4 protein-coding genes are annotated in these 15550 nt (G+C 59.0%); 2 read left to right on the top strand and 2 right to left on the bottom strand.

From position 1 onward, the window contains the following. Nucleotides 1-2238: an alpha-N-acetylglucosaminidase gene (locus HDF16_RS18640; protein ID WP_184220016.1), complete on the bottom strand. Its 2238-nt coding sequence runs from the start codon at nucleotides 2236-2238 to the stop codon at nucleotides 1-3. Nucleotides 2239-2513: 275 nt separating this feature from the next. Between HDF16_RS18640 and HDF16_RS18635 the strand changes: the two genes are divergently transcribed. Both HDF16_RS18635 and HDF16_RS18630 read left to right on the top strand, forming a co-directional pair. Then, complete coding sequence (locus HDF16_RS18635; RefSeq protein ID WP_348641356.1) at nucleotides 2514-3809, top strand: hypothetical protein; 1296 nt, start codon at nucleotides 2514-2516, stop codon at nucleotides 3807-3809. Between the two features lie 301 nt (nucleotides 3810-4110). Further along, nucleotides 4111-7407: a TonB-dependent receptor gene (locus HDF16_RS18630; RefSeq protein WP_184220012.1), complete on the top strand. Its 3297-nt coding sequence runs from the start codon at nucleotides 4111-4113 to the stop codon at nucleotides 7405-7407. Nucleotides 7408-8337: 930 nt separating this feature from the next. Here HDF16_RS18630 and HDF16_RS18625 read toward each other — a convergent pair. Then, nucleotides 8338-15471, bottom strand: a complete 7134-nt coding sequence (locus tag HDF16_RS18625; protein WP_221312889.1) for a choice-of-anchor D domain-containing protein — start codon at nucleotides 15469-15471, stop codon at nucleotides 8338-8340. Nucleotides 15472-15550 lie beyond the last annotated feature (79 nt).

The following is a 15550-nucleotide window of genomic DNA, read 5'->3' as shown; positions in this document are numbered from 1 at the left end:
TTAACCATGCCCGATTGCTTCCAGCATGGCCCGCGCTTCGGTGATCAGATCGGGGACAGGTGTGGGCCTGCTCGCAGAGTATGGTCGCGAGAGCCACGTTTGCTGCCAGATATCGAGAGAGAAGTCGCTGCCTGCGAACTGATGATCGAACCACGCTCGCCAGCGCGCGACGTAGTAATCGCGGATCAGCCCGGACCATACCCTTGAAGCGTAGTCCGATAGCTCCGGCCAGCCCCAGGTCGTGACCAACCGCCGTGAGTTTTCATCGAGATTAGCCGCGTCATCCGGGCTGCCTGCATTGGCACGGGCAGCTTCAACCCAGGTTTCAAGACGCCGGTCCCGGCGGAGGTTCATGATTGCGTCAATCCGATTGAGCATCGTCAACGCGCGGTCCGCATGGTATTTCGCAGCGGGCATCTCCTTACTGCGAATGGACTGAGCTGCCAATGCGAGTTGCGCGTCGACGAAGCCGCCCGCTGCCTGTCCAATGAATTCGATGAGGTCGTTGCAGTACAGCGCGACCTGGCCAAGCTGGGGGGCGCAAGAGAGAAACAGTGCCACCGCCTTCTTGAACCCTTCCCCGGAGTCGACCGATGCGGCAACCGGAGTCAGACTCGGCTCGGCCTGCCAAGCCTGCTTGGTCATCCAGATGTGGGCGCTGTAGGCGCTGCCCAGCAGCAGTTGCCAGGCGTCACGCATGGCTGGCGGGCAGATGCCGTAACGCGACACGCAGTATGCTGGGAGCCATGTAGCGAGATCGATAGGTGCCTTACGCCATCCGGCGTCGGTCATCAACTCGTAGACGACCTCGTTGTTCTCGATCCCCTCGGGGCACATGCTCCATGCGACGAGATTGCCTTTTTCGGGGCTGGCAAGGACTGCCGCTGGCTCTGAGGCCATCAGCGCCAGGTTGCCTTTCACATTGTTGTTGCCGCCGAAGGTGTGGGCCATGCCGTTCGACCACTGCTTGCCGTAGAAGGCGTGGAATCGCTTCCAGGGGCTGGGAGCATACTTGTCCTTCAGTCCCGGAGTGAGATCGTTCGAGTAGTCGAGAATCAACATGCGATCGTTCGGAACACCCTTCAGCAGCGCCTCGACCGAGGCCGGGTCCCAGAAGGAGTCGAAGACGAAGAGCCAGCCCTGCATCACCCAGGTGCCGTTGGGGTCGCCCGCCTGGATGCCAGAGTAGACAGTCTTGCCGAATTGCTCCAGATCCTGGTAGCGATGGTCTTCCGTCACCGGCACCGCGAGCTCGTTGAAGGTGTCCGCTAGGTAGTACTGGACTTCGCCATAGGCCTGCTTGTAGCTCTCGATGAAGCGCTTGCCGATCTCGCGATACAGGTCTTCCTGCTTCGGGTGCAGGATGAACGTACGCGTCTCTCTCGGGATCGTTGCGAACTCCTTCGGCAGCCAGAGAAGAGTAAAGGTCTCCGCTTCGGGATGGACGCGTAGAAAGCCCTGCGGCACGAAACCGGCGAAGGCGGGAGCGACGGGCTTCATCCCCAAAGAGCGCATCCGGTTGAGGATGCGCCGCTGCAGCAGGTGATGCTGTTCGATCCAATGCTGCGATAGCGGGCCATCGAAGTGGTTGATATTCCCCATGCGGTGCCATGGGAGCTGAGCTGGACCGGTGCTGAAGGCATCGATCTCCGCCTGCGAAAGCCCGAAGGAGGCCCATACCTTCTGCCACACGTACTCCTGACCTTCCATCGCCAGCGGCATGGTAATGCCGTGCAGCGCCATCCAGTCGAGCTCGCGTTCCCACCGCGACCAATCCCAGTACGCCATGGTGTAGCCGTAGGTGCAGGGATTGAGATATTGCACGTGCTGGTACGGGCAGGTAACGCGGGTCTTCACCTGACCAGGCAAATGTGCAGGCAGGTCGAGATGCGATCCGCTCCAGGTAATCATCGCCGCACAGCGTTCCCGCAGATAGCTGTAGACTCCCCGGCAGATGGCGACAGCGCTTGTCCCTGCAACGTCAACCGTCCCGCCCGTTGCCTCCAACTCGTAGGTCTCGTGTCCGTCTGGGGCGTAGGCCATGGTCCGAAGATGAAATTCTTCCGACCGCTTGCCGAGTTGGCGCTCGAGCACTCCACGTGCCGCATCAACTACCGAGAGGCGTTCGTCCGGCAGCAATGCCGGCGACGCAGCGAGCGCCGAAACCTCAGACACGCCAAGGGCTGCGGCAGCGGCTCCAGTGCAGGATGTACCTAGAAACTGTCTCCGCGTCCACATCTATTTTGTGTAAGTCCCTCTTTGATAGGAATGCCGTAGTATGAACAGCCAAGCTGCACACTGGCAAGGCTTTTCACCGTGCGACCCGAAGTTTGACGGTCAAAAACCGGGCATTCGGGCCTCATCAAAAGATGCTCTCTGCACCATCTTCTAGCGGACGCTCTTGTATGATTGAACAAGCCAGCGAGGTGTCCTCTCTACTTTTGCAATCACCATCCAACGCGGACGCCCCCGTAGCTCCAGCCTCTTATAGGGAGGATGAGCGCTGGCGCCTAGTGGAAGAGATATTGGCGTCACGCACCTTCGCCAAGGCGGCCCGGCTCTCCAGCTTCCTCACCTATATATGTAGGCAGACTCTCGAAGGAAGAGCTGAACGTATCAACGAGCAGCAGATCGGCATCAACGTCTTCAGCCGATCGCCCTCATACCAGGCTGCGGATGACAGCATCGTCCGTTCTCAGGCTCGATTGCTGAGGCAAAAGCTGGAAGAGTACTTCGAACACGAACATCCAAACTCTCCGCTGATCCTCACTATCCCGAAGGGAGGCTACGTTCCGGTATTCCAGCGGAATACGCTGGCCGTTGCACAGATGCCCGCTGTCGCGACGGCCGAGCCGTCGACTACTTCAACAATTTCCCTGCCCGCGCCTATAAGGCTTATCGAGCCTGCGATCAAACCATCGTCGAGGTTCCCTTCGTGGCTCGGTTGGTTTGCTTCGGTAGTCCTTCTCGTAGCGTTGGCCTCGGATCTCCTGTTGCGCCATTCTCCTGAAACGCATTCGAAGGGTATCGCGCAGGTTGTTTGGGCAAGGATCTTCGGATCCGACCGTGAAGCGCTTATTGTCAGTTCGGATGACGCGCTTGTGCTCGTGCAGGAACTGACGAAATCTCAGGTATCGCTTGATGATTACCTGAGCGGAAGCTATCTCGAAAGGCTACAACCATCGTCCGGGACTTCAACGGCTTCCCCTACCGCGGCGGGACCTGTACCTCTCTCGGCAAGCTGGCTGAACTCGCATCAATATACAAGCATGGCCGACCTCAGCCTCGCTATGCGGATTGCGAGAGTTCCGGAAGCAATGCCAAAACATCCCGAAGCACGCTACGCCCGGGACGTTCGCATCGACGACCTTAAGAGCCGCAATGTCATTCTGATAGGTGGAGTGGGCGCGAATCCCTGGGTGAGCCTCTTTGAGAGCCAGCTGAACTTCACGGTGAACTACGATTGGAAGGCCTCGCGAGGGTACGTCCGAAACAAGTCGCCGCAAAAGGGCGAGCAGGCCAGCTATGAAGAGGCCGGAGGCGACGGGGGCCGCCATAATTATGGAGTGTTGGCTTTCCTGAGCGGCGTCGACGGAAGTGGCGATGCTCTGCTCTTCGAGGGGACGGGGATGGCCGGAACCGAGTCCGCCGCTGACTTCCTGTTCAACGATGAAGCGTTTGGAGCGTTTGCCCGGAAGATCGGCGCGGCCCGCAGTCACATGCCGCACTTCGAAGTTTTACTGGAAACCGCGAGCATTGGCGGCAATGCTCCGCAGGAACGCGTGCTGGCATACCGCGTGCTTGACTAGCCGTCTCGCTCGTCATGCAGCCTTTGTTATCAGCGATAGCCTTCCCGTTTCACGGTGAATCGCATTGATTGACAGTGAAACTGCTTGATTCACGGCGGAGGCGCTGTCTATAGTCCGGGCAAGCCAAAGATACACAAGCCTAATCATAGTCAGGTTAAAGAGGAATCGAAATTACGTCGAAAATCGACGTGGTTAGAGCTCCTGTCTCATCTCCAGCGGTCAAGATATCTCGATTAAAGAGATCACAACATAAGACTTTGAACCACTCGCTAGGAGCCCGGAATTGAAAACGGATAATAACATGAGGAAGTCACTACTTCGGTTCAGCCTTCTGCTGCTCTGTCTCACGCTGTCTTTTGGACGGAGCGCAACAGCCCAGACGACGGGCGCGAGGCTTTCTGGTTCTATCACAGATAGCACTGGAGCCGTGGTCCCTCATGCGAGCGTTATCGTCCAGAACACGGGCACGAATCTGACCGTGAAGACGGAGTCGAACGACGCCGGCTTCTTCGTGGCCGCCAATCTTCCTCCGGGACAGTATTCGCTCACTACGGAAGCGACGGGATTCACCAAACGCGTTCAGAGCGGCATTACCCTCACCGTCGGCCAGGATGCAACGCTGAACGTCGCTCTCCAGCTTGGCAGTGCGGGCGAGACGGTGAACGTGGAAGGCGGGGCCGAGATGATCAACGCGACCAGCGCCGAGATCAGTCAGGTCATCAATGAAAACTCCGTCAAGGAGCTGCCGTTGAACGGACGCGATCCCTCGAGCCTGGTATTCCTCTCTGGCGGCGTGACCAACGAACTTCAGTCGCAGGCCGGCACCACGCCCGGCAACAACTCGTTTCCCACGGAGTCCGGTGCCTCTGCTGGCGGACAGCGCCAGGGAAGCACATGGTATCTGCTCGACGGTGTTGCAAATATGGATATGTACGAGCTGCTCGCCGCTCCCTTCCCGAACGCCGATGCGACGCAGGAGTTCCGTGTCATCTCGAACAACTTTGACGCCCGCTATGGCTTCGCCCCAAGCGCGGTGGTCAGCATCCAGACCAAGACGGGTACGAACAGTTTCCATGGCGGCGCATTTGAGTTTATTCGCAACAGCGCTTTGAATGCCGGAAACTACTTCTCGAAGGCGGTTGATCCGCTGAAGCGGAACCAGTTCGGCGGATACCTCGGCGGCCCAATCTTCAAGGACAAGCTCTTCTTCTTTGCCAACTACCAGGGCACGCGGCAATCCTTGACCTCATCCACGAACTCGACCTACACGCCGACCGCGGCCATGTTGCGCGGCGACTTTAGCGCTGTTCCCGTGACGCTCACCGGTCCCTTTGCCACGATCAACGGGGTTCCCAACCAAGTCGATCCGGCGCTCTTCAGCCCCGGAGCAGTCAAGCTTGCGGCGTTGCTTCCGCTCGGCCAGACCCCATCGACCGGTCTGGTCAACTACGTGAACCCCGCCTCGCGTTCCAACTACGACGAAGGCACCGCACGCATGGACTACAACATTAACGCCAACCAGCGTGTCTTTCTGCGCAGCTTCACGTACAGCTACATTCTTCCCGGTGCGACAATTCCCGGCAACATTCTCGCCGGTGTTCAAGGACAACACGGAATCTACATCAACGAGGTGGCGAACCACACCTGGACGATGACCTCGTCCTTGTTGAACAGCATCACGGTCTCCTACTCCTCGCTGGACTTTCAGACCGGCACCGTGGAGCGCGATACCAACGGCAACGCGATCTGCCTTTCTGAGTTCATCAACGTCAACGACCCCGCCACCTCCTGCAACATCAGCGGTCTCTCTGCCTTCGACGGCAACAGCCTTTATGGTGGCGGCCAGGGCTTTGCAGCCTTCTCCGGCGGAACACCGAACGACACCACACGTCGCTCCTGGTGGCTGACAGATACGGTGACCAAGACGCTTGGCCGCCACACCATCGTCGTTGGTACTGATCTGATGCATCGCAAAGGGCACGAACTCTATGGCGGAAGCGTGAACCCCAGCGTCAACTTCAATGGACAGTACACCAACAATCCGCTCTCGGACTTCCTGCTCGGAGACGAGCAGAGCCTCTCGCAAGGTGCCGGTGAAAGCGGAAGCACTCACGGATGGATGGTCGGTCTCTATGCACAGGACCAGTTCAAGTTCCGCCAGAACATAACCCTGACCGCGGGCCTTCGCTGGGACCCCAACTTTCCTCTTACCGTCGTCAACGGGCGAGGCGCTTCCTTCGTTCCCGGACAGCAAAGCACTCGGTTCGCGAACGCACCCGTTGGACTTATCTTTCCCGGCGACAAGGGGCTCAACGCTGCCTTGATGCCGACAACTTATGGCTACTTCCAACCACGTATCGGTGTGGCATGGCAGGCGCACCCGGATACGGTCATCCGTGCCGGATTCGGTCTCTTCACGACGCCGCTCGAAGATGCCTTTTACAATCAGACCTGGGATGCAGCACCCTTCTCGCCCAGCTATAACGTAACCGGCACATCAACGACGCCCATCTCCTTCGATAATCCATGGGCAGGGTTCGCAGCCACCGGCGGTACGAGCCCCTTCCCGCCCTTCTCCACGCCTACGTATGTCCCGGCGAGCAACGTCTCCTTCACCTCGCCGATCAATCTTCCCGCCGTATTCGCCCCTAACTACAAGCTCGGCATCACGCAGAGCTGGAACCTGTCGCTCGAACAGCAGTTCGGCAAGACGGTTGCACTGCATCTGGCTTACGTGGGTGCGGAGTCGTTCCACCAGGCCACGACGGTCGAACAGAATCCCGGCAACAACGATCCCACCTCCCCGCTCTTCGGGACTCGCTACAAGTACACCAGCTTTAGCCAGATCAAGCAGGTTCAAGATGGTGCGACATCACACTACTCCTCACTGCAGGCAGGTCTTGAGAAGCGCCTCTCGCATGGCATACAGGTGCAGTCGAACTTTACTTGGTCGCGCACGACCGACGTTGGAGGTTCAGGCGATCCGCAGTTCGAATCGAGCGTCAGTGATCCGCTGGATCTTCATCACGACTACGGTCTGTCGAGCCTCAACTACCCGTTGATCTCGGTTACCAACTTCATCTACGAAGCGCCCAAATTCGAAGGCCACAACGTTCTGGTCAAGAACACACTGGGTGGGTGGGAAGTAAGCGGGCTGTTTACTGCGCAGTCGGGTTCGCCGTTCACCATCAACGGTGGACAAGGAAACAATAACTCCGGCTTCCTTGTAGGGCAGGATCGCGCCGATGTAGTTCCCGGCCAGAACCCGGGTATCCGCCAGGGCAGCAAGTCGAACTGGATCAACCACTACATCAACGCGAATGCATTCGTGCCAAACGCTGCTGGCACACCCGGCAACTCGGAGAAGTTCGAGTATCATGTGCCGCCCATTCGCACCATGGACCTCGCTTTGATTAAGAACTGGGCTTATGAGCAACGCTACAAGTTACAGTTCAGGGTAGAGATGTTCAACGCCCTCAACCATCCCAGCTTCGGTCAACCTGACTCGAACGCCGGCGACTCCAACTTCGGTCAGATCACCTCAACCGGCGTGATTCCAGCGCGCGTTATGCAAGGCGGATTGAAGCTAAGCTTCTAGTTCGCTCCAACATCGCCTCAATGCGAGATGGCCGGCACTCTGTGCCGGCCATCTCATGTTTCGCGGCCTTTAACCGATACTCTCACTGTCCCAAGTCCGTTTTGCTGCAGCGATAATGCATTTCGTCCCACTTTGGGTTGCCTGATGAGTTACAACAACTAGCGCAACGCATTTCCCGAGAAACTAGTCTGCCTCTTATCAAAGTCTCGCCGTTGTAACGGACAACAGGGAGACAACTACTACGCTCGCGAAATCAAACCTTATCGCGAATCCAGAACCCTTGAGAATAGGCAGCCGAAGCGGTCGTTCGCGGGTCCTTCCAGGTTCTGCTTGCAGCCTAGGTATCGCTCGGTCGTGAGGACTGAGGAGTGGCCTAGCAGGAATTGCAATTTCAATTGGAGTAATGGCGTTATATTGCCCCTATGTCTAACGGAGTTACCGAGACGCTATTCACATCACAGGGCATACGGAGCTTTCGCCCGTGTCTCATTGACCGATCCGTATCCGATGCATCGATGTATTCAGCGAGCGAATTGTAAGTCCCCCGAAGTCCTAAAGCTCTGAATGGTTAGATCTTGATCAGCCAGTCTAACGGCTCGAGGCAGACTTCCCAGTTGCCCACCGACGTACGGTGCTGTGTCACTCACCTTCATTCGTCACACAAATTGAGCGCCGCGCCGTCTCTCGTTCAGGTTCAGATCTTCACCGATCAGCGCTGGCAAATATAGATTAACGAGAACAGGCCAATGCACTTTTCTCATCTTGCTGGAACAAGTACATTGGCGATTTCTCGAATCCGGAATAGCAGCTAGCGACGCCGGATCAGATCAACGTCAGATTCGCGCCTGACACAGTAGCTCAACATCCGAATCAACTACATGCCCCAACCTTTCCAGGCCAAGAATGGGGTGACCGGGGAGGCAGGCATCTTTACTTCGTGGGGCAACCCGGTCCTCCGCTGTACGACCAGGTGAGGATCTTCTGGGTCGCGCTCTTGCCTCCGGTTCCGGCGGTGAAGCCGAACCAGGCGCTGTTACCGACGACCGTGGTGATGTCGCCGGGGAAGTTCATGGTCGCTGAGACGCCCGTCACGGTGTCCTTGATCGTTGCCTTGGTAAGCCCGCTCGCATAGGCAAGATGCACTGCGAAGATGTGGCCGCTGTGCAGGTCGATCCCGGCCGGGCCAAGGTTGATCGCCGGTATGCTTGGGTACGCGCCATCGATGTAAGTTCCCGTCGAGTCCGTGCCCTCTCCCGCATTGTTGTGCAGGTCTACTTTGATCGCCACGCTGTTCGGGATTCCGGCATATCCGAGACCGCCGCCCCCATACCCTACTACGTTGGGGTTGTTGGATTGAATGGTGAAGGTCATGCCATCGGCCAAGGGGTCGGTTATCTGGAAGGTAAAGTCAGTGGCGTAGCTGGTGGTGGGCAGGGCGGTCGAGAAGAAGGCGCTGCGGGCCTCGGACAGACCTCCGTCGGTGAGTTCGAGAGCTGTGCCGTTTATAGCGGCTCCTCCATTCAGCGACAGTCCCGATGCGGAGAAGCCGCTGGAGTAGTTGACGGTCTGGCAGCCAGCTGGATTGATGGTGTACGAGGCGCTCGACACGGTGCTTGATACGCCGCCTAAGACGGCAATCGCACGGATCGTCGCTGTACTGCTGACCTGAATCGGCGACGAGTAGACCGGCGAGCTTACGGTCGGTGTTGAACCGTCTACGGTGAAATAGATGGTCGAACCAAAAGTCGCATCACCCAGCGTCACGCTCTGCTTCGATGCAAAGGTTCCTCCTGACGGGCTGAAAGCAGGTGGATCTGGCAAAAAGCCCGTTCCCGTCACGGCGAGGGTCTGGTTGGGGTAGGTGGTTGTGCATCCGCCGCAGGCTGTGGCGATGATGTTCTTCAGCATGAGCGTGGCACTATAGCTCTTTGCGGAAGTCGGTGTGAAGGAGACGATCAGGCCGCAGCTGGATTTGAATGGGATAGGGCTGGTAGTGCAGTAAGGAGAGAGACTGGTGTTGAACGCCGGATCGGATGAGACGATCGTCTGCGCCAACACGCCGGTCTCGGTGACATTGGCTAGACTGATCTCGATCGACGTCGTCTGTCCTGCAAGTACGTTGCCGAAGTTGAGCGGCGAAGGCGTGATCGTCAGTGCCGGCGTCGGCGCAACGCCCGTTCCGGTCACGGTGAAGGTCTGATCAGGATAGACGGTCGTGCATCCGCCGCAATCTGTCGCGATGATGTTCTTCAACCTGATGGTGGCGCTGTAGCTTTTTGCCACTGTTGGTGCGAAGGAGATCTCCAGGCCACAAACGGTCTTCGCCGGGATGGGGTTGGTGCTGCAGTAGGTAGATACGTTAGGGTTGAACGCCGGATCGGACGAGGTGATCGTCTTCGGCAGCACGCCGGTCTCGGTGACGTTAGCCAGACTTATGAGGAACGTCGTCGTCTGTCCTAAAACCTCGCCGCCGAAGTTGACCGGTGACGGCGTGACGATGATTGAAGTAGGTGGGGCAGTTCCTGTTCCGGTCACGGTGAAGGTCTGATCAGGATAGACGGTTGTACATCCGCCGCAATCTGTCGCGCTGATGTTCTTCAACGTGATGGTGGCGCTGTAGCTTTTTGCCACCGTTGGTGCGAAGGAAATCTCCAGGCCACAAACGGTCTTCGCCGGGATGGGGGTGGTGCTGCAGTAGGTGGCCACGTTCGGGTTGAACGCCGGATCGGACGAGGTGATCGTCTTCGGCAGCACCCCGGTCTCGGTGACGTTGGCCAGACTTATGAGGAACGTCGCCGTCTGTCCTAAAACCTCGCCGCCGAAGTTGACCGGTGAAGGCGTTATCGCGAGTGCAGGAGTTGGCGCGACGCCAACTCCAGTGGCGGCGATGGTCTGGTTAGGGAAGGCAATCGAGCACCCGCCGCAGCCCGTCGCAACGATTCCCCCAAGCGTGATCGTGGCACTATAGTTCTTTGCAGCCGTTGGTGTGAAGCGGACATTCGCGAGGCAATGCATTCCGACCGCAAGAGGCTTGCCGCTACAGGATGTGGAGAGCAACGAAACGTCGATCGCCGGATCGGAGGAGCTGATCGTCTTGATCGAAACTGGCGTGCTCGAGATATTGACTATCTCTACCCCTTTCGTCCCCGTGCCTCCGATGATTACGCTGCCGAAGCTAATCGAAGGTGTTACGTCGAGTGCCGGTGGCGACGCAGCGCCGGTTCCGATCGCAGCGAGGGTCTGGTTAGGGAAGGCAATCGAGCACCCGCCGCAGCCCGTCGCAACGATTCCCCCAAGCGTGATCGTGCCACTGTAGCTCTTTACAGCCGTTGGTGTGAATCGGACATTCGCGAGGCAATGCATCCCGACCGCAAGAAGCTTGCCGCTGCAGGATGTTGAGAGCAACGAAACATCGATGGCTGGATCGGACGAACTGATCGTCTCAATCGAAACTGGCGTGCTCGATAGGTTGACTATCTCTACCTCTTTCGCCCCCGTAGCCCCGATGATTATGCTGCCGAAGTTGATCGGTGAAGCGGAAAGGGTGAGTGCCGGCGGCGCTACGACGCCGGTCCCGGTGATGGTGATGGCCTGGTTGGGGTAGGCGATCACGCACCCCCCGCAACCCGTCGCGACGATTCCCCCCAGCGTGATGGTGGCACTGTAGCTCTTTACAGCCGTAGGCTTGAAGCGGAGGACCGCGTCGCAATGAACTCCGGTCGCAAGAGGTTTGCCGGTGCAGGATGAGGAGAGCAAGGAAACATCGATGGCCGGGTCAGATGAGCTGATGGTGCCAATCAATATCGGGGTGCTCGATAGGTTGACCATATCTACACTCTGCACCTTCGTGCCCCCCACTATTACCGTGCCGAAGCTGACAGGTGAAGGCGCAAAGGCGAGCGCCGGAGGGGCCATGACACCGGTTCCTGTCACAGCGATAGTCTGGTTGGGATAGGCAATCGTGCACCCGCCGCATCCTGTCGCAACGATTCCTCCAAACGTGATCGTGGCGCTGTAGCTCTTTGCAGCCGTTGGCGTGAAGCGGACATTCGCGAGGCAATGCATCCCGACCGCAAGAGGCTTGCCGCTGCAGGATGTGGAGAGCAACGAAACATCGATGGCTGGATCGGACGAGCTGATCGTCTTAATCGTAACCGGAGTGCTCGATAGGTTGACTATCTCGACACTTTGCCCCTTCGTGCCTCCGACGATTACATTGCCGAAGTTGATCGGGGAAGCGGAAAGGGCGAGTGCCGGTGGCGCTACGACGCCGGTTCCAATCGCGGCGAGGGTCTGGTTCGGGTAGGCAATCGTGCAGCCGCCGCATCCCGTCGCGACAATTCCCCCCAACGTGATCGTGGCGCTGTAGCTCTTTGCAGCCGTTGGCGTGAAGCGGACATTCGCGAGGCAATGCATCCCGACCGCAAGAGGCTTGCCGCTGCAGGATGTGGAGAGCAACGAAACGTCGACCGCCGGATCGGAGGAGCTGATCGTTTGAACCGATACTGGGGTGCTCGAGAGGTTGACTATCTCTACACTTTGCCCCTTCGTACCCCCGACGTTTACGGTGCCAAAGTTCAGCGGTGAAGGTGCAACGGCTAGTGCCGGAGGGAGTGCAACGCCGGTCCCGGTAAGGTTGGCGCTCTGTGCGCCAACGCTGTCGTTGACGGAGAGAGTGGCAGAGGCAGCGCCCGCAGCCGACGGCTTGAAGGTCACTGTGATGTTGCAGTTGGCACCGGCAGCGAGCGATGCGCCGCAGGTGTTCGATGCGATCTTGAAGGCAGCCGCGCCGGAGCCGCTGATGCCTGTTGAGGTGATCGGGAGCGTGGCGGTGCCGGCATTGGTTAAGGTGAAGGTCTGCGCCGCACTGAATGACCCGACAGTGATACTGCCGAAGGTCACACTAGCAGGCGTGAGTGCCGCCTTCGGTGCGGCTGGCGCTGTGCCGGTACCGCTTAGAGAGGCTGTTTGCGGCGATCCGGCGGCGTTATCTGCCACGGCGACAGTCGCGACGGCGCTCGCTGGAGTGGTAGGCGTAAAGGTCAATGAGATCGTGCAGTTCGCTCCGGCTGCCAACGTCGAGGTACAGGTGGTGGTCTCTTTGAACTGGCTGGCATTGAGTCCGGTGATGCTAATGCCGGTGATGCTCAGAGACGCGCTGCCGGAGTTCGATAAGGTGAGGGTCTGCGCCGGGCTGGTATCGCCGACTGCAATGCTCCCGAACGCGAGGCTGGTTGGGCTTAGAGCTGCGAGGGGCGCAAGGAAGGATGCTCCCACTGCGACCGAATGCTGTTGCGATGCTGCGGGCGCAAGCGATCCGCCATACAGGTTGTAGCCTCCAGATTGTGATGCGCGCACACCGCATAGCAGCGGTTGTTTGGAATTGAGCACAGTAAGCGCGGTGCCGCTGGCGTTGTAGTCGATCTCGCAATTTGCGATCGTCCAGGCGTCGAAGGTTGCGCTCAGGTCGCTGCTTCCGGTCGTGAGGGGAACGAGGTCGGTTTTGCTGCCCACCGCCTCGGATGGAGGCGGATTAAAGCTGATGGACTGGCCCTCGAAAACGGGGACCGGGAGGACGTACTGATTCAACTCAAGATTTGTTGAACTCATTCCGGTGCTGTCGCCGAGTTGTTGAGCATCGTTGCTACCCCAGCCTTGCAGCGTTCCATCGGAGACCAGCGCCAGGGTCGTTCCGTCGCCCGAGGAGATGAAGTTCACGCCGGTGAGACCGACGACCTTGACCGGGGTCGAACTAATAGTGGTCGTGCCGTTGCCCAGCTCTCCCTCATTGTTGTATCCCCAGCACTTGACCGTAGTGTCCGAGAGCAGCGCGCATGTATGCTCGGCGCCGGCGGAGAGCTGGGCCACTCCTGAGAGGCCGACGACCGGACCGACCCCCGTGGGATTGGAAGAGGTTGTGCCGTTGCCGAGCTGGCCGAAGGTGTTCAAGCCCCAGCATTCGACAGTCTTGTCGGCGAGAAGCACGCAATTGAAATCCTGGCCCGCAGAGACCGCCGTCACGCCGCTGACACCGGCGGAGGTAAGCCCGGAGGCGCCGTCGCCCCAGCATTCTACGGTTCCGCCCGAGATCAGCGCGCAGGTGGGGTACTGTCTCCCGGAGATTGCGGTCGCGCCGCTGACGCCGACGACGGTGACCGGAGTTGCGCTGTTGTTGATGGTGCCATCGCCGAGCTCTCCATAATAGTTGTTGCCCCAGCACTGTACCGTTCCATTGCTGATCAATGCGCAGATAGCGTAGGGGGATATCGAAAGCTGCAGTACGGTGCCGCTGAAACCGGTGATCTTGACTGGCGTCAAACTCTTGACGGTGTTGACGTCGCCGCCCCAGCAATCTACGCTTCCATCAATCAAAATCGCGCAGGAGGTTAGACCGCCTATGTAGAGGGTCTTGACCGTGTCACCGAGACCTAGAACCTCGACTGGCGTGGAACTGGGCTGGGTTGACCCGTTGCCAAGATCGCCACCATTCTGCCCCCAGCAGAACGGAGCTCCATTGGTCTTCAAGGTTCCGCCCGAACCCAGGTTTGCTGTCCCACCCGCTGTTATGGAGCAGGCCTGTAACCCTCCGGTTGACACCGTTGCTGCAATGCCTCCCATGCCGTTGACGGGCAGCGGTGAAAGGACGCCTCCCGCCTGTTTGGTTGCGTTGCCGAGCTGGCCGGTCGCGTTATCGCCCCAGCAGGAAAGGACTCCGACCGCATTTTGGGCGCAGGTATGCGAGCCACCCAGAGTAAGTGCTGTCACATTGCTGAGAGTGCCGGTGTGGACTGGCACAGTCCGATCGGTAATGGTGTTGTCGCCCAACTGGCCGTCGGCATTGCTGCCCCAGCACTGAACCGTTCCGCCCCCGGCTGCTACAACGGCGCAGGTATGAAGGCCGCCGGCAGCCACCGTTGTTGCACCCACCACTCCACTGACAGCGACTGGCGTGGAGCTGTCCGTTATCGAGCTATTGCCGAGTTGACCGTGGGCGTTGCCGCCCCAGCACTTCAAGGTTCCGTCCGTGAGTAGAGCGCAGGAGTGAGTGCCGCCCAGGGCAAGCAGCGTAGCGCTGCCTCCAAGGCCGGCGACCGCAACCGGCGTGGAGCTGTCTTTGATGGAGCTGTTGCCGAGTTGGCCGTTGCCGTTTTCGCCCCAGCACACCACCGTGTCGTTCGTGAGCAGAGCGCAGGTGTGGTTGCCGCCCGCAGCGATCGCGATCGCGTTGCTAAGGCCGCTGACTGTAACGGGCGAAGTGCTGTTCGCGACCGTGCCGTCGCCGAGTTGGCCGTGAGAGTTATCGCCCCAGCATTGTGCGCTGCCGTCATCCAGCAGGACGCAGGTGTGAGCGGAGCCTGCGGCGATGGCCGCAGCCTTGACGGTGAAGTCGTTGATCGGAACCAGTACCGGTGTCGAGCTATCCGCATTACTTCCATTGCCAAGCTGGCCGCTGGCATTGGCACCCCAGCAGATCGGGTCTACGCCGTAGCTCGACGTGCTGGGACGCAGCGCGCAGGTGTGGTTATCGCCTACGGCAAGGGCTACGACTGGCACGTCAGTGGGGTTGATCGTCTGATAGAAGCTGGTGTCGACCTGCACGGGCAAGGTGGTATCGGTGGTGGTGCCGTTGCCGAGTTGTCCGTGACTGTTGCTGCCCCAGCATTGAATGGTTTCAGGGGTCGTGATCGATGCGGCGGTCAATACGCAGGTGTGTCCGGTGCCTGCCGCGACCTGGGTTGCGACGGGGCCGATCACACTCACCCTGAGCGGAACAGACGCCGCTACCTTGATGGTTACTGATTTCGAGAACGGGGCATAGTTCGTGTCGCCGCTGTAGCTCACGGTCAGCGTGTCCGTCCCAACGCTGAGGCTGTTGGGCGGAATGGTGAACAGGTACTCTGCGTTATGATCCAGGGTCTGAGCGCCAGAGTTGTAACCGCCGCCGATCAGCGTGACAGTTCCGGTTGCAATGTTTGGCCCGGCCACAGCTATCGCGACGGGCAGGCTGTTATTGACATCGCTGATGGAGACGGCTGGTTGAACCGTAAGGGTCTGCGCGTTCACAAATGTGCCAGAAACTGCTGTGACAGCGCAGATACAAAGAAGAGAGAGTGACCGTAAAATCCGCATTGGAAGATATCCG

Origin of the sequence: Granulicella aggregans, assembly GCF_014203275.1 — a bacterium.
In the GTDB taxonomy this organism is placed as follows: domain Bacteria; phylum Acidobacteriota; class Terriglobia; order Terriglobales; family Acidobacteriaceae; genus Edaphobacter.
This window is presented reverse-complemented; position numbering and strand designations above follow the sequence as displayed.

Bases quoted from the DNA above. Each gene is read 5' to 3' on its own strand.
- HDF16_RS18630 (WP_184220012.1), top strand. From the start codon at position 4,111: ATGAGGAAGTCACTACTTCGGTTCAGCCTTCTGCTGCTCTGTCTCACG.
- HDF16_RS18640 (WP_184220016.1), bottom strand. From the start codon at position 2,238: ATGTGGACGCGGAGACAGTTTCTAGGTACATCCTGCACTGGAGCCGCT.